Origin of the sequence: Pseudomonas mandelii (assembly GCF_002251635.1) — a bacterium.
Taxonomy (GTDB): Bacteria; Pseudomonadota; Gammaproteobacteria; order Pseudomonadales; family Pseudomonadaceae; genus Aquipseudomonas; species Aquipseudomonas mandelii_B.
On record NZ_NMOJ01000204.1, the window covers coordinates 40,776 to 60,523 of the forward strand.

Annotated in this window: 15 protein-coding genes; 13 read left to right on the forward strand and 2 right to left on the reverse strand. The window is 60.0% G+C overall.

Annotated features, from left to right (window positions below; genetic code table 11):
• Positions 1-539 precede the first annotated feature (539 nt).
• The 6 genes from B7L09_RS25050 (at position 540) to argR (ending at position 5,921) form a co-directional block, all read left to right on the forward strand.
• Positions 540-1,313, forward strand: coding sequence for an ABC transporter substrate-binding protein (locus B7L09_RS25050; RefSeq protein ID WP_094471097.1), 774 nt, complete (start codon positions 540-542; stop codon positions 1,311-1,313).
• 91 nt (positions 1,314-1,404) lie between these two features.
• Complete coding sequence (locus B7L09_RS25055; protein WP_094471098.1) at positions 1,405-2,094, forward strand: ABC transporter permease; 690 nt, start codon at positions 1,405-1,407, stop codon at positions 2,092-2,094.
• Positions 2,091-2,789: an ABC transporter permease gene (locus B7L09_RS25060; protein WP_094471099.1), complete on the forward strand. Its 699-nt coding sequence runs from the start codon at positions 2,091-2,093 to the stop codon at positions 2,787-2,789. The genes B7L09_RS25055 and B7L09_RS25060 overlap by 4 nt, the downstream gene beginning before the upstream one ends.
• A 1-nt stretch (position 2,790) precedes the next feature.
• Entirely contained in the window at positions 2,791-3,903 is a 1,113-nt protein-coding gene (locus B7L09_RS25065; RefSeq protein ID WP_094471100.1) for a M14 family metallopeptidase, read from the forward strand.
• Positions 3,904-3,930: 27 nt separating this feature from the next.
• Entirely contained in the window at positions 3,931-4,695 is a 765-nt protein-coding gene (locus B7L09_RS25070) for an ABC transporter ATP-binding protein (RefSeq protein ID WP_094471101.1), read from the forward strand.
• A 245-nt stretch (positions 4,696-4,940) separates the two neighbouring features.
• The gene (gene argR / locus B7L09_RS25075; RefSeq protein WP_094471102.1) at positions 4,941-5,921 is read left to right on the forward strand and encodes a transcriptional regulator ArgR; all 981 of its coding nucleotides are present in this window, start codon (positions 4,941-4,943) and stop codon (positions 5,919-5,921) included.
• Positions 5,922-5,923: 2 nt separating this feature from the next.
• Here argR and B7L09_RS25080 read toward each other — a convergent pair whose 3' ends face one another.
• Positions 5,924-10,789, reverse strand: a complete 4,866-nt coding sequence (locus tag B7L09_RS25080; RefSeq protein WP_094471103.1) for a dermonecrotic toxin domain-containing protein — start codon at positions 10,787-10,789, stop codon at positions 5,924-5,926.
• A gap of 286 nt (positions 10,790-11,075) precedes the next feature.
• Here B7L09_RS25080 and B7L09_RS25085 point away from each other — a divergent pair, with 286 nt between their 5' ends.
• The 7 genes from B7L09_RS25085 (at position 11,076) to astE (ending at position 18,929) form a co-directional block, all read left to right on the forward strand.
• The gene (locus tag B7L09_RS25085; RefSeq protein WP_094471104.1) at positions 11,076-12,296 is read left to right on the forward strand and encodes an aspartate aminotransferase family protein; all 1,221 of its coding nucleotides are present in this window, start codon (positions 11,076-11,078) and stop codon (positions 12,294-12,296) included.
• Positions 12,297-12,501: 205 nt separating this feature from the next.
• Positions 12,502-13,521, forward strand: a complete 1,020-nt coding sequence (aruF, locus tag B7L09_RS25090) for an arginine/ornithine succinyltransferase subunit alpha (RefSeq protein WP_094471105.1) — start codon at positions 12,502-12,504, stop codon at positions 13,519-13,521.
• Positions 13,522-13,591: 70 nt separating this feature from the next.
• A complete protein-coding gene (gene astA / locus B7L09_RS25095; protein WP_094471106.1) occupies positions 13,592-14,617 on the forward strand; it encodes an arginine N-succinyltransferase in 1,026 nt (341 codons plus the stop codon).
• Entirely contained in the window at positions 14,614-16,083 is a 1,470-nt protein-coding gene (gene astD / locus B7L09_RS25100; RefSeq protein WP_176457767.1) for a succinylglutamate-semialdehyde dehydrogenase, read from the forward strand. The genes astA and astD overlap by 4 nt, the downstream gene beginning before the upstream one ends.
• Before the next feature lie 168 nt (positions 16,084-16,251).
• Positions 16,252-17,598, forward strand: a complete 1,347-nt coding sequence (astB, locus tag B7L09_RS25105) for an N-succinylarginine dihydrolase (protein WP_094471108.1) — start codon at positions 16,252-16,254, stop codon at positions 17,596-17,598.
• A 20-nt stretch (positions 17,599-17,618) separates the two neighbouring features.
• Positions 17,619-17,906 (forward strand): hypothetical protein, encoded by a 288-nt coding sequence (locus B7L09_RS25110; RefSeq protein ID WP_010457234.1) that lies wholly within the window; start codon positions 17,619-17,621, stop codon positions 17,904-17,906.
• Between the two features lie 12 nt (positions 17,907-17,918).
• Positions 17,919-18,929, forward strand: coding sequence for a succinylglutamate desuccinylase (gene astE / locus B7L09_RS25115; RefSeq protein WP_094471109.1), 1,011 nt, complete (start codon positions 17,919-17,921; stop codon positions 18,927-18,929).
• A gap of 115 nt (positions 18,930-19,044) precedes the next feature.
• On the opposite strand, the gene B7L09_RS25120 is transcribed toward astE, so the two are convergent.
• The gene (locus B7L09_RS25120; RefSeq protein ID WP_094471110.1) at positions 19,045-19,554 is read right to left on the reverse strand and encodes a 6,7-dimethyl-8-ribityllumazine synthase; all 510 of its coding nucleotides are present in this window, start codon (positions 19,552-19,554) and stop codon (positions 19,045-19,047) included.
• Positions 19,555-19,748: the final 194 nt, after the last annotated feature.

Below are 19,748 nucleotides of genomic sequence, written 5' to 3' on the forward strand. Positions count from 1 at the left end.
TGTGGGAGCGGGCTTGCCCGCGATGGCGGCCTGTCAGGTGCAACATAAACAACGACCAATAATTATCGGTGTCCGCTGTAGGTGATTTCCCACTGTTACCCACCCCCATTCAAGTAACTGAATGTGTAACCGCGCGCGCCGAGGCGGGGCATTGGGAAACGCCAGCCCCCATTCCCGGGCCTCTCCAGCCCAGCCAAAAAATAAGACACAACGCTGCGCTTGCCGGATTAGAAGGGTTTGCCAATAATAGGCCCGCAATTTGCAATACAGATAGGTTAACTGTCTTTTGCTCTTGCATGAATTTGCAAGGCTGTCAACGTGCTCAAACGACTTTCTCAGTGCATCTGTAATTAGTTGTCGCATTGAAGAAATATCGGCTTCGGGCCTGTCGTTAGAATGCCGATCACTCGCTCGTTGTTGCTCGTGTTGAAAAAATCGCGCGATTCCTACGACGCAGCATCGCTTTCCGGTTCCACTCACTCGCATATTGGGCTGTTGCTCACTCTGCCGTTTTTGCCCTATACCGATGGAGTCCCAAGATGAAGAAACTTGTGCTGTTGGGCGCCCTGGCGCTGTCCGTGCTGTCCATGCAGGCCTTCGCTGATGAAAAGCCCCTGAAGATTGGTATCGAAGCGGCTTACCCTCCGTTTGCCTCGAAGGCGCCGGATGGCAGCATCGTCGGTTTTGACTACGACATCGGCAACGCCCTGTGCGCCGAGATGAAGGTCAAGTGTGTGTGGGTCGAGCAAGAGTTCGACGGCCTGATCCCGGCACTGAAAGTGCGCAAGATCGATGCGATCCTGTCGTCCATGTCCATCACTGAAGACCGCAAGAAATCCGTGGACTTCACCAACAAGTACTACAACACCCCGGCGCGCCTGGTCATGAAGGCCGGCACTCAAGTCAGCGAAGGCCTGACTGAGCTGAAGGGCAAGAATATCGGCGTGCAACGTGGTTCGATCCACGAGCGTTTCGCCCGCGAAGTCCTGGCCCCGCTGGGTGCCGAGATCAAGCCTTACGGTTCGCAGAACGAAATCTACCTCGACGTGGCCGCTGGTCGCCTCGACGGCACCGTGGCAGACGCTACGCTGCTGGATGACGGTTTCCTGAAAACCGACGCCGGCAAAGGTTTCGCCTTCGTTGGCCCGGCCTTCACCGACGTCAAATACTTCGGCGACGGCGTGGGTATCGCGGTTCGCAAGGGTGACGCGCTGAAAGACAAGATCAACACCGCGATCGCTGCCATTCGCGAGAACGGCAAGTACAAGCAAATCCAGGACAAATACTTCGCCTTTGACATCTACGGCAAGTAACACGTCCCGGCGACAAGTCCGAAATGGCGCAAGCAACAGGATCTCTGAGGTTTGCGCCATTTTTTCATCCCCCTTTTCGAGGACCTGAATCATGTTGAAAGGCTACGGGGCCGTCATCCTCGATGGCGCATGGTTGACGCTTCAGCTCGCCTTGTCGTCCATGGCCTTGGCCATTGTTCTGGGTCTGATCGGNGTTGCATTGCGTCTGTCGCCGGTTCGCTGGCTGGCCTGGCTGGGCGACCTGTATTCCACGGTGATCCGCGGTATTCCCGATCTGGTACTGATCCTGCTGATTTTCTACGGTGGTCAGGACTTGCTGAACCGCGTCGCGCCGCTGCTTGGCTATGACGACTATATCGACTTGAACCCCTTGGCCGCCGGTATCGGCACCCTGGGTTTCATCTTTGGCGCCTACCTCTCGGAAACCTTCCGTGGCGCCTTCATGGCCATTCCCAAGGGCCAGGCCGAGGCCGGCTTTGCGTATGGCATGAGCAGCTTCCAGGTGTTTTTCCGGGTGATGGTGCCGCAGATGATTCGGCTGGCGATCCCCGGTTTCACCAACAACTGGCTGGTATTGACCAAGGCCACTGCGTTGATTTCGGTGGTGGGCCTGCAAGACATGATGTTCAAGGCCAAGCAGGCGGCAGATGCCACCCGCGAGCCTTTTACCTTCTTCCTCGCAGTGGCGGCGATGTACCTGGTGATTACCAGCGTGTCGTTGTTGGCCCTGCGCTATCTTGAGAAGCGCTACTCGGTAGGCGTAAGGGCGGCTGATCTATGATCTTCGACTACAACGTCATTTGGGATGCCATGCCGCTGTACCTCGGCGGCCTGTTGACCACCCTCAAATTGCTCGCGCTGTCGCTGTTTTTCGGCCTGCTGTGTGCTTTGCCGTTGGGCTTGATGCGCGTCTCCAAGAACGCCGTCGTCAANATGGCGGCCTGGCTCTACACCTACGTGATCCGCGGCACGCCGATGCTGGTGCAGCTGTTTTTGATCTACTACGGGTTGGCGCAGTTCGAGGCCGTACGCGAAAGTTTCCTGTGGCCGCTGTTGTCCAGCGCCACCTTCTGCGCGTGCCTGGCCTTTGCGATCAACACCAGTGCCTACACCGCCGAGATCATTGCCGGTAGCCTCAAGGCCACGCCCAATGGCGAGATCGAAGCGGCCAAGGCCATGGGCATGTCGCGCTACAAGCTGTACCGCCGCATCCTGCTGCCGTCGGCCCTGCGCCGTGCGCTGCCGCAGTACAGCAACGAAGTGATCATGATGCTGCAGACCACCAGCCTGGCCTCCATCGTCACCTTGATCGACATCACGGGTGCCGCGCGCACGGTGAACGCCCAGTTCTACCTGCCGTTCGAAGCCTATATCACGGCCGGCGTGTTCTACCTGTGCCTGACCTTTATTCTGGTGAAGCTGTTCAAACTGGCCGAGCGCCGCTGGCTGGGCTATCTGGCCCCGCGGAAGCACTGATATGGAACGCATCGATCATTCATTGCCGTGGAACCACCTGGGCTGCGAGCGCCAACTGAGCGTGTTTCGTTTTGGCAGTGGCGAGCGCAAGGCCTATATCCAGGCCAGCCTGCANGCCGATGAATTGCCGGGGATGCGCGCGGCGTGGGAGTTGAAAAAGCGCCTCACCGAACTGGAACAGCAAGGCGCGCTCAATGGCGTGATCGAACTGGTGCCGGTGGCCAACCCGATGGGCCTGGGCCAGTTGCTGCAAGGCAGCCACCAGGGGCGTTTCGAAGCGGGCAGCGGCAAGAACTTCAACCGGGATTTCGTCGAGCTGAGCGCGCCAGTGGCCGCTGAGCTGGAAGGCCACCTGGGCGATGATCCTCACGCCAATATCCGTTTGATCCGTCAAGCCATGAGCGACGCACTGGCGGCATTGCCGCCGGCCGCGAGCCAGTTGCAAGGCATGCAGCGCATCTTGCTCAGCCACGCTTGCACCGCTGATGTCGTGCTNGACCTGCATTGCGACGCCGACGCCGCGCTGCACATGTACGCGTTGCCCCAGCANTGGCCGCAGTGGCGTTCGCTGTCGGCACACTTGAATGTGAAAGTCGGCCTGCTGGCGGAAGATTCCGGCGGCAGCTCCTTTGATGAAGCCTGCTCGCTGCCGTGGCTGCGCCTGTCGCGTCAGTTTCCGGATGCGCAGATTCCACTGGCCTGTCTGGCGACTACCATTGAACTGGGTGGTCAGGCCGACACCGGTCGCGCGGACGCCGAGGCTTACGCCGAAGGCATTCTGGCGTTCCTCGCCGAGCAAGGCTTGATCAGCGGCGAATGGCCCAAGCCTGCGCAAGAAGCGTGCGAAGGCATGCCGTTCGAAGGCACCGAATTGCTGTTCGCGCCGCACCCGGGTGTGATCAGCTTTTTGCGTAAACCCGGTGAGTGGATCGAAGCCGGCGACGAGATTTTCGAAGTGATCGATCCGTTATCGGATCGGGTCAGCACGGTGTGTGCTGGTACGTCCGGGGTGCTGTTTGCCGTTGAACGGCTACGTTATGCCCAAGCGGGTTTCTGGCTGGCCAAGGTGGCGGGGCGCGATGCGCTGCGTCACGGGCGCTTGCTCAACGACTGACCACCTGTTTTTGTGAGAACCGACCGCATGTACAAACTTGAAGTCCAAGACCTGCATAAACGCTATGGCAGTCATGAAGTGCTCAAAGGTGTGTCCCTGGCCGCCGCGGCCGGCGATGTGATCAGCATCATCGGTTCCAGTGGTTCGGGCAAAAGTACCTTTTTGCGCTGCATCAACCTGCTGGAGCAACCCCACGCCGGCAAGATTCTGCTCAATAACGAAGAGCTGAAACTGGTGGCCAACAAGGACGGCGCCATGAAGGCTGCCGACCCCAAGCAACTGCAACGCATGCGTTCGCGCCTGTCGATGGTGTTCCAGCATTTCAACCTGTGGTCGCACATGACCGCGCTTGAAAACGTGATGGAAGCGCCGGTGCATGTGTTGGGCATGTCGAAAAAAGACGCCCGTGAAAANGCCGAGCACTACCTGGCCAAAGTCGGCGTGGGCCATCGCAAGGATGCGTTCCCGGGCCACATGTCCGGCGGCGAGCAGCAGCGCGTGGCGATTGCCCGTGCNTTGGCGATGGANCCTGAGGTGATGCTGTTCGACGAACCCACCTCGGCCCTCGACCCGGAGCTGGTNGGCGAAGTGCTNAAAGTGATGCAGGNCCTGGCCCAGGAAGGCCGCACCATGGTGGTGGTGACCCACGAAATGGGCTTTGCCCGTGAAGTGTCGAACCAACTGGTGTTCCTGCACAAAGGCATCGTCGAAGAGCGCGGCAACCCGCGCGAAGTGCTGGTTAATCCACAGTCTGAACGTCTGCAACAATTCCTCTCGGGTAGCCTGAAGTAAACCGAACTCCCGTTGCGCACCGGGATAGTGCATGCTTCGCAACCTGAAGGCCGGCTCCGATCCCTGTGGGAGCTGGCTTGCCAGCGATAGCGGTGGGCCAGTTTGCATATTTGGCATAGACATTCCGCCATCGCCAGCAAGCCGGCTCCTACAGTTGATCTCTGTTGGTTTTGAGATTTGCGTTCTTTTACGGGCTAGCATTGGCCTTTGTCTCCATTACTGTTACTCGCTTCGGATAGCCCTCCATGACCGCCCATCGAATTGGTTTCCTGATTTGGCCCAGCACAAAAGCCCTGACGCTTTCGCTGGCTGAGGAGGCCTTGCGTGTTGCCCAGCGTGTGCATCCGGATGTTGTCTACGAATTGTCGTTTTTGCAGGCGGAACCGCGCACCGATGGCGCTTGGCAATTACCCGGTGAGCCGTGGGCCGGCAAGCTCGAAAACTTCCAGAAATTGTTTCTGCTCGCCGATGAGCCGCCGACCACCCTCGCGCCGGCGCTCAGCAGTTCGCTGAAACAACTGGTGCGTGCCGGTTGTGTGATCGGTGGTTTATCCGCCGGTGTCTACCCATTGGCGCAATTGGGTTTGCTCGACGGTTACCGCGCTGCCGTGCATTGGCGCTGGCAGGACGATTTTGCCGAGCGTTTCCCCAAAGTCATTGCCACCAGCCATCTGTTCGACTGGGACCGTGACCGCTTGACCGCCTGCGGCGGCATGTCGGTGCTCGACCTGCTGCTGGCTGTGCTGGCCCGTGATCACGGCGCCGAACTGGCAGGTGCTGTCTCCGAAGAACTGGTGGTCGAGCGTATCCGCGAGGGCGGTGAACGCCAGCGCATTCCACTGCAGAACCGCCTCGGTTCCAGCCATCCAAAGCTGACCCAGGCGGTGTTGTTGATGGAAGCCAACATCGAAGAACCGCTGACCACCGACGAAATCGCCCAGCATGTGTGCGTGTCGCGACGACAACTGGAGCGGATTTTCAAGCAATACCTCAATCGCGTCCCCAGCCAGTATTACCTGGAACTGCGCCTGAACAAGGCGCGCCAGATGCTCATGCAAACCAGCAAGTCGATCATCCAGATTGGCCTGTCGTGCGGCTTCTCCTCGGGGCCGCACTTCTCCAGCGCCTACCGCAACTTCTTCGGTGCCACCCCCCGTGAAGACCGCAACCAGCGGCGCAGCAGCAGTCCATTCGAGTTGTCGTCGGTGCCGTCCGAGCGCGGCTGATGTTACTCGTCGATCTCGGAACCCTCTGAGGTGGACACCTGCATTTCACCTCGGTTGATGACCTCGTCCACGCCAAAATCCGCACGGGTCAGTTCAAAGTAGCGGACCAGTCGCGCAAGGCTTTCCTCCGAAAACGGATTGCCTCTCAAGGTGATGTTTTCAGCAATCTCCACTGGCAATTCCAGCAGGTCGCTCGGCACCTCGGTAATCGCATTCATGCTCAGGTCGGCCCAGTCCAGGTCCTTCAGCTGAAGCAGGCCATCGGGTATGTCAGTGATGCCGGCGTCGTTGAGCAGCACGGTCGACAGTTCGGGCATTTGGCTTAGATCCGGCGTGCGCCCCAGCGGGTTGAAGCCCAGGTCCAAGTAATCAAGCTGTTCCATTCCTGCCAATGCACTTGCCGTCTCGGCTGACAAGCTGACCCGGCAATCGGGGAGCGACAGTGAGCGCAGGCGCCCCATCTTGAAAACCGAATCGGGAATGTCACCAAGGTCACACTCGCGCAGCCTCAGGCTCTTGAGGTTTGGAAAGGACTCGAGGAAGCGCCCGAGTCGCGTGGCGCCCTCGGCACTGTGTACCTCCAGCGCGGAAACATGACTGAAGTCTGCACTCAGGGCCGGCAGTTCTCCATTGATGACCGGACGAACCTTGAGTTCGAACGTCGGCTCAAGTGTGTCGTTGAAATCATCCAGTTCAGACTCACGTTGCCAACACTTCTCAAGCGACTGCTTGAATTCGTCTCGGTTGGCGTGCTCGGCAGCGAGTTGGTCGGCGCTGAACGCTTCGCCTGTCACGGGGTGCCGGTCCGGAACATTGGCAGTCCAGGCAGACAAATCATTTTTCAGTTGGGTGAGCTCTTCTTCAAGGCGCGTCAGATAGGTGCGGCCATCCTCCAGGCTTCCCGGCAATTCGTAGACGAACTCGCTTGTCTGCTCGACTTCCATGCTGGGGTACAGCGCCTTGACCCGATCAACATCGGCCTCGGGGGCAAAGACACCCATGTCGTAGGTAGTTTCGAAGTGGTGTTGTTTGATCAATTCTCGGGCGCTGTTCGAAAGCGGGTTGTGTGTGAGGTGCAGGCCGCGCTTGTCATACAGCGAACTTTCGAATAACCCGGCAGGCAACTCGCTGATGCGGTTGTTCATCAAAAGGAGGGTTTCAAGCTTCGGGTGTTGGAGAAGGCTGGCTGGAATCCCTGTCAGGCGGGTATCGCTCAGGTCCAGGTGCTCCAGTTCGCTCATGGTGTCGATACGCGGCAGGGTTTCAAACGTATTTTTGTACAGGTCCAGCATAGCCAGTTTGTTCAATGACGTCAGTTTCGACCAAGCGGCGGCGTCGACTGTGATGCCGCAATCGCTTAACACCAAGGCGTGAAGGTCTGGCATTCGACTGATGGGGTCGGGGAGGGTGGCCAGGGAAAAGCGGCGCAACTCCAGGCGGCGCAGCCCGCTGAAACCCCGTAGAAACGGAGGAATACCCTGCACGCTGCGGGTACCTTCCAGGGACAGCAGCGACACATGGCTGAAGTCGGCATCCAGTGATGGCAAGTCACCGAGGATCGGCTCTGCAAACCTGAGCACATATTGGGTCACCCCCTCCGGTGTGTCGAAATCCCGGTCGGACTGTCGCCGCCAGCTGCGCTGGATTTCCTGGGCCAGCAAACGTCGATTGTTCCGCTCGGCGTGTTGCTCCAGCTCGCTGAGCGGGCGCCCGGTTTCAGGATGGGCAGTGGGTGATTCACTGACCCAGACGCGCAGGTCCTGATGCAGTCGGGCCAACTCCCTCCTCAAACGTGAAAGTTCTACGCGAGCGCCATCGGGATGAAGTTGCAGTCCCTGAACAATGGACTGCATTTCTTCCGGAGGCAGGTTGGGGTAAACCTCGCGAACCCGGTCGTTGAGCGTCGGTGTCTCGCGGTTGATTCGACTGTAGCCCTCGGCACCACCGGGCAGGCGCATGGTGGTCGGGTCATAGAACGGTTTTCGATGGGGATTTTTGGCGAACAGCCTGCCTAAACCCGGTTGCTCCAGCGCGTGTTCGGCGATGCGCTGTTTAAGTGCCCGGGCGTCTGCGATCGAAGGGTTCAGCTTATTGCGTTGCGCATCCGGCAGTGCCCGGAACAGGGCCTGATAAAAATCACCCGGCGTCGAACCATCGTCTTGGTGAACCTGGTAAGTCCCGTCTTCAGCGCGAATCAGTGTTTTTTGAATGGGCGCATCGGCCTGGCCAATGCTGTCGCGCAAAGTCCCTTCGGCCGAGTAGTCCCGCACTTCGATACGCAATTCGGCTGGCAAACCGGGCAGTGAATTCAGGCTTTGCAAGGCCAGTCGGTGGGTGTCGGTGGTGTCCAGCGCTTCGGAATAAAAGCCTTCACTGGCCCGGGTCGCGCGCACGGCTTCCATGGCTTTGAGCGCAGCATCCTTGAGTCGCTGGGGTGTGCGGCCGGAGTGCAGCTGTTTCAGTTCGGTGCCGGACGCGTTGCTCACCAGTTCCTCGGCGATATCGGTGGGTAATCCCTTTACGTCATCGAGCAGCCGCTGGACGTGCAGGTCATCGGTTTTTTCCAGTGCGCGATAGCGCAGATCGAACAGCGATTTGCGGTAATCCCGGGCGAGTTCGGCGGTCCGTCGTCTGAAGGCTGATGTTTGGGCTTGCGGTGTCGGCATCGGCGTGTCGACAGGCCAGGCGTCGTAGCCGCTCAGCAGTTGATGTTGCAGGGCTGCATCGGCCTTTCGGTAGTGCTCGGGTTGCTCACTGCCGATCTGCTCGATAAAGGTGTCGATGTCCCGGTTGATCTTGAAGCGCTTGATCGTGTCGGTCAGCAGCGAAGGCGGGCGGTAATGTTCGGCATGCATTTCGCGCACGGCGTTGTCGTGGAATCCGCTGACCCGCAGGATCTGCTCGCGTTCGGCGTTGCTGAACGACTCGACACCCTGACCGAGACGACGCATGACCGTTTCCCGATCCCACTCCAGCGGTTGCTCCAGCTCGGTGTGCCAGGCGCCGTGGTTGTTGTGCAGTAAAGAAGGCTGATAAGCATCGGCGCGGGTCGGGTGCTCGATCTGAAACGTGCCGGATGTGCCGTCGGGTTTCACGGCATACAGTTTTCCTTCCAGCGGCAGCAGCGTCTTGCCCCCGTGGCGATACAGGCCAAGCTGATCGGGGTTTGCGCCTTCGGGCAGGCTCTGTGCGTGTTCGTAAGGGGTCAGATCCTGCTTCCAGTAGCGGACTTTTCCTTTCTGTGTTGCGACGGGTTTGAATGGGTCGACCAGCGCGACTGCTTCGCGCGAAAGCAAGCGGCTGAAAGCGCCGGCTGCAATCACACCGCCCACCGCGAATGTGCCCACCTCAACCACAGTTTCAGCGAGTGCGATCAGATGCCCGACGGCCTCTTTTTTCAGTCCTTCGGCCAACTCCACGATGCCTTCGAAGGTTTCGTCGAGTAACTGGTAAGCCATGTAACCCAGCATCACTTCGCCGAGAAGCGGGACGAACGGCAATGCCACGAACGTCGCGATTTCAAGGAGTATCGATCCCACTTTGCTGAAGGCGTCCCACGATGCCCATCGTGCGTTTCTGTCGGCAGTGGCGGTGGAAACGGCCAGCGTGCTGGCATCGTTGAGGATCTTGTTCAGTTGTCGCTGATAGAGATGATTCCACAGGTCTGCGCTGAGCGGCGTCATTGAAAACCGCAGGTTGGGCCTGTCGATGGGCGTTTCGCGCCAGCTCGGCAGCGGGTCGCCACGCGTGTGCTGATGCCAGGTCACGCGCTGGAGGCGACGGTTGAGATCCGCGAAAAAATGCCCTCTTTCCTTATGCTCGACAAAGCGGCTGAAGAACGTCTGGTAGGCGGGGGCGCGCAGCTTGCGGGTCAGTTCGGTCATGAACGCCAGAGTGTTTGGATATTCCTTGAGTGGATGCTCGGGATCGTCGGGAATGTAGGCAATGATCCGTGTTCCCTTGCGGGCGCGCTCCAGGCTCGCTGCGAAAATGACAATCCCGGTCAGGGAGGAGGACATGATGGTCAAGTCATGGCCGTACAGCGGTTGGCCATTGAGGCGCGCCCCCGAACGTCCTTCCACAAGACGCAAGATCGAGTGATAGGCATCCTCTGGAATATCCTTGCGGATATGGGCCATTAGCAGCGCCGCTTTGAGTGCCGTTTTGTGCGAGCTGATCACCTTCGCTTTCAACACTGCGCCGGCCACCGGGTTGGTCAGCCCCAGGTTGTCTTTGAGGTACGTGTTGTACCGGGCGCCGATGTCCAGTTCCCGGCACAGCCGCACAAAGGCTGCGACGGTCAGTTTCTGTTTGACCGCGGGCAGCGTATCGAACTGCCCTGCGGGCGATGGTTCGGTAATGAATGTCGAGGCGGGCTCGTAAGCCTCAGCCGCCATTTCTGATTCCTGAAAGTTATGCAGGACGGCGTCGAGCAGCGACACGGTCCAGGTGCGTGCGGCGCCCGTCTTGATTCCGAACCAGGGCACGGTTTGCGGGATGTACAGGCGCAGGAAAGTGGTGTTGATGTCCAGTTCCAGATCAAATCGGGTTTTCAAGGCTTCGCTTAGAAGAGGTTCGGCGAAGGCGCGTGCGCTTTGCAGTTTCGACAGCGTTGAGTCCAGGCGATTTCGCTGGGTCCAGTGTTCCTGGCCGAGCTTTTTCAGCGACTGGTGTTGGAGGGATGTCGCTGTGGCGTGCCAGTACGGCGTGGCAAGCGAGGCGGTTTTTAGGGCGTCGCGTGTGGTGGCCGATGCTTCCAATACCCAGGTCGGCAGATTGTTGAACAGGTGATGGTAGTGATCGTCCGGCTGCGTGGCGGATTCATTGCCGGTGGCATTAGAGGGGCGATCGTTTTCGTGTCGACTCATGCGCTATTCCCTTAGCGTTTGGATGAGTCACCAGCAAAACAGACGATGACCGGTCTGGTGCGGTACATATTTACCGCACCACTCGACAAGCCTGCCTATAACCTGTGCCGGCAGTTTAAACTGCGCCTTTGCGACCCTATATGTCGCATTGCCGTAAACCCGCGTAAAACCGGGGTTGGCGCTATAAGAAGTTGTCGCTTGGCGGCAAGGCCGCACTGAAAACTGTCCTTACAATCCCTGCATCGCCCGCCAGTTCCAGGCAGGCGTTCCTCTTCAGGAGACTCCGATGTCCGTTGAGCAAGCCCCGGTGCAACGTGCCGATTTTGACCAGGTNATGGTTCCCAACTACGCNCCTGCCGCATTCATTCCTGTGCGTGGCGCCGGTTCCCATGTCTGGGACCAGGCGGGCCGCGAGCTGATCGACTTTGCCGGCGGCATCGCGGTTAACGTATTGGGCCACGCCCATCCGGCGCTGGTCGGTGCGCTGACCGAACAGGCCAACAAGCTGTGGCACGTGTCCAACGTCTTCACCAATGAGCCGGCCCTGCGCCTGGCGCATAAGCTGATCGACGCCACCTTTGCCGAGCGCGTGTTCTTCTGCAACTCCGGCGCCGAAGCCAACGAGGCCGCCTTCAAGCTGGCCCGTCGCGTCGCGTTCGACCGTTTCGGTACTGAGAAGTACGAGATCATCGCTGCGCTGAACAGCTTCCACGGGCGCACCCTGTTCACCGTTAACGTCGGTGGCCAGTCGAAGTACTCCGATGGTTTCGGGCCTAAAATCACCGGCATCACCCACGTTCCTTATAACGACCTGGCGGCGCTGAAAGCCGCTGTGTCGGACAAGACCTGCGCCGTGGTGCTGGAACCGGTCCAGGGCGAAAGCGGTGTGATCCCGGCTGAACTTGAGTACCTGCAAGGCGCCCGTGATCTGTGCACTGCGCACAACGCGCTGCTGATCTTCGACGAAGTACAGACTGGCATGGGCCGCAGTGGCCACCTGTTCGCCTATCAGCACTACGGCGTGGTGCCGGACATCCTCACCAGCGCCAAGAGCCTGGGCGGCGGTTTCCCGATTGCGGCGATGCTCACCCGTGAAGACCTGGCCAAGCACCTGGTGGTCGGCACTCACGGCACCACGTACGGCGGCAACCCGCTGGCCTGTGCAGTGGCGGAAGCAGTGATCGACGTGGTCAACACCCCTGAAGTGCTGGCTGGCGTCAAGGCCAAGCATGACAAGTTCAAGGCGCGCCTTGAGCAGATCGGCGAGAAGTACGGCATTTTCACCAAGGTCCGCGGTATGGGTCTGTTGATTGGTTGCGTGCTGAGCGATGCCTGGAAAGGCAAGGCCAAAGACATCTTCAACGCCGCCGAACGTGAAGGCCTGATGATTCTGCAAGCCGGCCCGGACGTGGTGCGTTTCGCGCCAAGCCTGGTGGTTGAAGACTCGGACATCGACGAGGGCCTGGATCGCTTCGAACGCGCCGTGGCCAAGCTGACGCAAGCCTGATAGACCCTTCGACGCCTGGCATTTCAGGCGTCGAACCAATTTTTGTTTCGTGCTGGATCAAAAGTGTGGGAGCTAGCCTGCTAGCGATGAGGGCCTGATAGCCAACATCATTGTTGCCTGNCCGCTCCCACACTTGACCTTCGCTGGTTTCAAATGCGTGCCTGGCATTTTTTCCTGTGAGTTTTTCGAGTTAAGGAGTGACACCATGCTGGTGATGCGCCCCGCGCAAATGGCTGATCTGGGCGAGGTACAGCGTCTGGCTGCGGACAGCCCGATTGGTGTCACCTCCTTGCCGGATGATGTGGAACGCCTGAGCGACAAGATCGCCGCCAGCGAAGCNTCGTTTTCCGCTGAAGTCAGCTTCAACGGTGAAGAAAGCTATTTCTTCGTCCTCGAAGACTCGACCACCGGCAAATTGGTCGGTTGCTCTGCAATCGTCGCCTCCGCCGGTTACTCGGAGCCGTTCTACAGCTTCCGTAACGAAACCTTCGTGCACGCCTCCCGCGAGCTGAAAATTCACAACAAGATTCACGTGCTTTCCCAGTGCCATGACCTGACCGGCAACAGCTTGCTGACCAGTTTCTACGTGCAGCGCGAGCTGGTGGGTTCGCCGTGGGCCGAGCTCAATTCCCGTGGTCGCCTGTTGTTCGTCGCCAGCCACCCCGAGCGCTTTGCCGACTCGGTGGTGACCGAGATTGTCGGCTACAGCGACGAGAACGGCGACTCGCCGTTCTGGGACGCCATTGGCCGCAACTTCTTCGACCTCAACTACGCCGCCGCCGAGCGCCTGTGCGGGCTGAAAAGCCGGACCTTCCTCGCCGAACTGATGCCGCATTACCCGATCTACGTGCCTTTGCTGCCGGACACCGCTCAAGAAGCAATGGGCCAGGTGCACCCACGCGCACAGATCACCTTCGACATCCTGATGCGCGAAGGCTTCGAGACCGACCATTACATCGACATCTTCGACGGCGGCCCGACGCTGCACGCGCGGGTTTCGGGTATTCGTTCGATCGCGCAGAGCCGCGTGGTGCCGGTGAAGATCGGCGAGATGCTCAAGGGTGTCGGCCGCCAGTACCTGGTGAGCAACGCGCAGTTGCAGGATTACCGCGCGGTGATGCTGGACCTGGACTACGCGCCCGGCAAACCGGTGACCCTGGACCTGGACACCGCTGAGGCCCTGGGCGTCGGTGAAGGTGCGAGCGTGCGACTGGTGGCGGTTTAACGACTGCTTGAGTGTTTAGAAAGCAGCGAAGTTTCGCGGGTGGCGCAAGCGGCCCGTTTGAGGAGATAGCATGATCGTTCGTCCCGTACGCAGCAGCGATTTACCGGCCCTGATTGATCTGGCGCGCAGCACCGGCACCGGCCTCACCACCTTGCCGGCCAACGAAGAGCGCCTGACCCACCGGGTTGGCTGGGCCGAGAAGACCTTTCGCGGTGAAGCCGGGCGGGGCGATGCAGATTACCTGTTCGTGCTCGAAGACGACGAAGGCCGCGTGGTGGGTATTTCTGCCATCGCCGGTGCCGTCGGCCTGCGTGAGCCTTGGTATAACTTCCGGGTGGGGCTGACCGTCAGCGCCTCGCAAGAGCTGAACATCTACCGCGAGATCCCGACGCTGTTCCTGGCCAACGACCTGACCGGCAACTCTGAATTGTGTTCGCTGTTCCTCCACGCCGATTACCGCAACGGCCTCAACGGCCGCATGCTGGCCAAGGCGCGCATGCTGTTTATCGCTGAATTCCCGCAGCTGTTCGGCAACAAGATCATTGCCGAGATGCGCGGCGTGTCCAACGAAGCCGGGCGTTCGCCGTTCTGGGAAAGCCTGGGCCGGCACTTCTTCAAGATGGAATTCAGCCAGGCCGACTACCTGACCGGCGTGGGCAATAAGGCGTTTATCGCCGAATTGATGCCGAAATTCCCGCTGTACACCTGCTTCCTGTCGCCAGACGCGCGCAACGTGATCGGTCAGGTTCACCCCGATACCGAGCCCGCGCTGAGCATGCTCAAGAGCGAAGGTTTCAGCTACCAGGGCTATGTCGATATCTTCGACGCCGGCCCGGCGGTGGAATGTGAGACCAGCAAAATCCGTGCGGTGCGCGACAGCCAGTCACTGGTGTTGGCCATCGGCACGCCGGGGGACGACGCCACGCCGTTCCTGATCCACAACCGCAAGCGCGAAGACTGCCGCATCACTGCCGCGCCAGCACGCTTCGCCGCCGGTACGTTGGTCGTCGATCCGCTGACCGCCAAACGTCTTCAACTCAACGCCGGCGATCAAGTGCGCGCCGTTCCGTTGTCTGCTGCCAGGGAGTCGAAATAATGAATTCGCTATACATCGCAGGTGAATGGCTGGCCGGTCAGGGCGAAGCCTTCCAGTCGCTGAACCCGGTGACCCAGCAAGTGCTGTGGACCGGCGAAGGCGCGACCGCCGCTCAGGTTGAGTCGGCCGTGCAGGCTGCTCGTCAGGCGTTTCCGGGCTGGGCCCGTCGTACCCTCGACGAGCGCATTACCGTGCTTGAAGCCTTTGCCGCCGCGCTGAAAAGCCGTGCCGATGAAATCGCCCGTTGCATCGGTGAGGAAACCGGCAAGCCACTGTGGGAATCGGCCACCGAAGTCACCAGCATGGCCAACAAGATTGCGATCTCGGTGCAAAGCTACCGTGAACGTACCGGCGAAAAGAGCGGCCCCCTGGGCGACGCCACCGCCGTATTGCGCCACAAACCCCACGGCGTGGTGGCGGTGTTCGGCCCTTATAACTTCCCGGGTCATTTGCCGAACGGTCACATCGTGCCGGCACTGCTGGCCGGTAACAGCGTGCTGTTCAAGCCCAGCGAACTGACGCCGAAAGTCGCCGAACTGACGGTTAANTGCTGGATCGAAGCCGGTTTGCCGGCAGGTGTGCTGAACCTGCTGCAAGGCGCTCGCGAAACCGGCATCGCGCTGGCGGCCAACCCGGGTATCGACGGTTTGTTCTTCACCGGTTCGAGCCGCACCGGCAACCACCTGCACCAGCAGTTCTCCGGNCGNCCGGACAAGATCCTCGCGTTGGAGATGGGCGGTAACAACCCGCTGGTGGTGGATCAGGTCGCAGACCTCGATGCTGCCGTNTACACCATCATCCAGTCGGCGTTTATTTCTGCTGGCCAGCGTTGCACCTGTGCACGCCGCTTGCTGGTGCCACAGGGCGCCTGGGGCGATGCGTTGCTGGCGCGNCTGGTGGCGGTCAGCTCGACGATTGAAGTCGGTGCGTTTGACCAGCAGCCGGCGCCGTTCATGGGCTCGGTGATTTCCCTTGGTGCGGCGAAAGCCTTGATGGACGCCCAGGAACTGATGTTGGCCAATGGTGCTGTGGCACTGCTGGAAATGACTCAGCCGCAGGNTCAGGCCGCGTTGCTGACACCGGGCATCCTGGACGTGACGGCTGTCGCCGATCGTCCTGACGAGGAGCTGTTCGGCCCACTGTTGCAGGTGATCCGCTACGCTGATTTTGCCGCGGCGATTGCCGAGGCCAACAACACCCAGTACGGCCTGGCCGCTGGCTTGTTGTCGGATTCCGAAGCGCGTTACCAGCAGTTCTGGCTGGAAAGCCGTGCCGGTATCGTCAACTGGAACAAACAGCTGACCGGCGCCGCCAGCACCGCGCCNTTCGGCGGGGTNGGCGCCTCGGGCAACCACCGCGCCAGTGCCTATTACGCAGCGGATTANTGCGCGTACCCGGTGGCGTCGCTGGAAACGCCGAGCCTGGTGTTGCCTGCCTCGCTGACGCCTGGCGTGAAAATGGCGTAACGCCCATCGCCAGCAGGCTGGCTCCCACAGTGATTGGGTCGGACACAAAGTGTGTGAACACCTCCGAACCTGTGGGAGCCGGGCTTGCCCGCGATAGCTGCGACTCGGTCGCACTGAACAGTCAGTTACTGATGCCTATAACAAACAGATTCTCGTGGAGCCTCGCNGATGAAATCCTATGAAGTCAATTTTGACGGTCTAGTGGGGCCGACCCATAACTACGGCGGTTTGTCCTACGGCAACGTCGCGTCCCAGAGCAACAGCCAGCAGTCTTCGAACCCGAAGGAAGCGGCGCTGCAAGGCCTGGCGAAAATGAAAGCGCTGATGGAAATGGGCTTTCAGCAAGGCGTTCTGGCACCCCAGGAACGTCCAGACGTAGCCGCCCTGCGCCGCTTGGGTTTCAGCGGCACCGACGCGCAAGTGATCGAGAAAGCCGCCAAAGACGCGATGCCATTGCTGGTCGCCAGTTGCTCGGCGTCGAGCATGTGGGTGGCCAACGCCGCCACTGTCAGCCCGAGTGCCGATACAGCGGATGGCCGCGTGCATTTCACCGCCGCCAACCTCAACTGCAAATACCACCGCAGCATCGAACACCCGACCACCAGCCGCGTGCTGGGGGCGATGTTTGCCGACCAGAAGCACTTTGCCCACCACGCCGCGTTGCCGGCGGTGGCGCAGTTCGGCGACGAAGGCGCGGCCAACCATACGCGCTTCTGCCGTGACTATGGCGAGGCCGGTGTCGAGTTCTTCGTGTTCGGCCGCAGCGCATTCGACACCCGCTACCCGGCACCCCAGAAGTACCCGGCGCGCCAGACACTCGAAGCCTCCCAGGCCGTCGCACGCCTGCACGGCTTGAAGGATGACGGCGTGGTCTACGCCCAGCAGAACCCGGCGGTGATCGATGCCGGCGTGTTCCATAACGATGTGATCGCCGTGGGCAACGGCGAGGTGCTGTTCTATCACGAGGACGCGTTCCTCGACACCGAGCAGATGCTCGCTGAACTGCAGGGCAAACTCGCAAAAGTCGGTGGGAAATTCCAGTCAATCTGCGTCCCGCGTTCAGCCGTTACTGTCGAAGACGCCGTTCGTTCCTACCTGTTCAATAGCCAGTTGCTGACCCGCGCCGACGGTTCGATGCTGCTGATCGTGCCGGAAGAGTGCCGCGCCAACGAGCGCGTCTGGCAGTACCTGCAAGGCCTGACCGCATCCGGTGGGCTGATCCGCGAAGTGAAAGTCTTCGACCTGAANCAAAGCATGCAGAACGGCGGTGGCCCGGCGTGCCTGCGGCTGCGTGTGGCNTTGAACGAAACTGAACTGGCGGCGGTGAACCCAGGCGTTATCATGACCGCGCCGTTGTACGAAACACTGACCCAATGGGTCGACAAGCACTACCGCGACAGCCTGCGTGAAACCGACCTGGCTGACCCGCAGTTGCTGCTTGAGTGCCGGACGGCACTGGATGAACTGACGCAAATCCTTAAACTGGGCGCGGTTTATCCTTTCCAGATCAATTGAACGTCGAGAGCGTAAAAAACATGAGCGATACCCTGCAGCTGATCCTTGAAGACACCGACGGCACGCAACTGGAAACTTCTTGCACCCGCGTCGCGGTCCTGTGGCAAGGCAAAGAGCTGTGGATCCAGCAGGACGGCCGCGGCCAGCTGCTGATCGGCGTGGACGTCGAAGAAGGTGATGCTGAATACGCAAACCTGCTCCTGCGCCCATTGGCGACTAATCTGGTAAGTCTGCAACTGGAAATGGAACCGGCTGAAGTCGGCGACGAAGACCACGTGCACGGCCCGGATTGCGCGCACGACCACTAAGGAAACCGCTCTATGCTCGCCCTCGGCAAACTGCTTGAACTGACCCTCGCCGGCCGTGAACCGGCGGAGAAGACTCAACTGACTGTCGAAGGCGTGCGCATGCGCTGGTTGAGCGAAGGCGCGCTGGAAGTCCGGCCGCCTGAAGCGCGTGACAATGGCCTGGACCTGCTGCTGTCGGCAGGCATCCATGGCAACGAAACGGCGCCGATCGAACTGCTCGACCGCCTGTTGCATGGCATTGCCCGCGGTGACTTGAAGCCGCGCGCACGTATTCTGTTCCTGTTCGGCAACCCGGAAGCGATTCGCAAAGGCGAGCGCTTCGTCGAGCAGGACGTCAATCGGCTGTTCAACGGCCGTCACGAACAAACCAGCGGCTCCGAAGCACTGCGCGCCTGTGAACTGGAGCGGCTGGCGGCGAGTTTTTTCAGTCTGCCGGACCGTAGCCGTCTGCATTACGACCTGCACACCGCGATTCGTGGCTCGAAAATCGAGCAGTTCGCGTTGTATCCCTGGAAAGAAGGGCGCCAGCATTCACGTCTCGAGCTGGCCCGCTTGCGTGCTGCCGGCATGGAAGCGGTGCTGTTGCAGAACAAACCGTCGATCGTGTTCAGCTCCTACACCTACGACAAACTTGGGGCCGAGTCTTTTACCCTTGAACTGGGCAAGGCGCGGCCGTTTGGGCAGAACGACGGCGTGAACGTCTCGCTGCTTGAGACCCGCCTCCAGCAGATCATCGAAGGCACCGAGCCTGCGGTAACCGACGAAGGCCTGGACGGTTTGCAGTTGTTCAGCGTGGCGCGGGAAATCATCAAGCATAGCGATAGCTTCCGCCTGAACCTGCCGGCGGACATCGAGAACTTTTCGGAATTGGACGTGGGTTACGTGCTGGCCGAAGACATCGCCCAGACCCGCTGGATCATCGAAGAGAAGGGCGCCCGGATCATTTTCCCGAACCCCAAGGTCAAGAACGGCCTGCGTGCCGGCATCCTGATCGTGCCGACTACCGACGAAAACCTCGCCTGAATATGAAGCCCCTGTAGGAGCCAGCAAGCCAGCTCCTACAGGGTTTGNACGAAAACCTCGCCTGAATATGAAGCCCCTGTAGGAGCCAGCAAGCCAGCTCCTACAGGGTTTGCGTTTAGACGGCTACCGCGCGAGGCTCGCTGCGACGCAACGCACGCATCTTGTGCAGCGTATCCGCACAGGTCTTCGCCGCTTCCTGGCCTTTATGCACGAAATGCTCGAAGAAGAACTTCTGATGCTCTTCGCCGGCATGGAAATGGTGCGGGGTCAGGGACACCGAGAACACCGGCACTTCGGTTTCCAGCTGCACCTGCATCAGGCCGCTGACTACCGACTGGGCCACGAATTCGTGGCGGTAGATCCCGCCGTCCACCACCAGTGCGGCGGCAACGATACCGGCGTAACGGCCGGTCTTGGCCAGCAGCTTGGCGTGCAGGGGCATTTCAAAGGCGCCGCCGACTTCGAAGAAATCGATGTCCGATTCCTGGTAGCCCTGGGCGATCATTTCGGCGAGGAAACCTTTACGCGATTGGTCGACAATATCCTTGTGCCAGCAGGCCTGGATAAACGCGACGCGCTCGCCGTGGTGGTTTTTGCTTTTGCTGTCGATTGCGGTGGGTTGCATGTTCTGACTCCTGTTTAAGAAAAAAACAGGGCGTTATGAATCGAATGGGATTTAAGGGTACGAACAGCCACGTCATGCAAGCATGAACCCGGCGCGCGGCCCTTAGGTGCCAATCCCGTTCTCTCTTCATCCGGACTATGACCGTCGGCCCCGGGATCACACCGGGTCTGCTGACCTTGCCGCCGTCCTCCGNG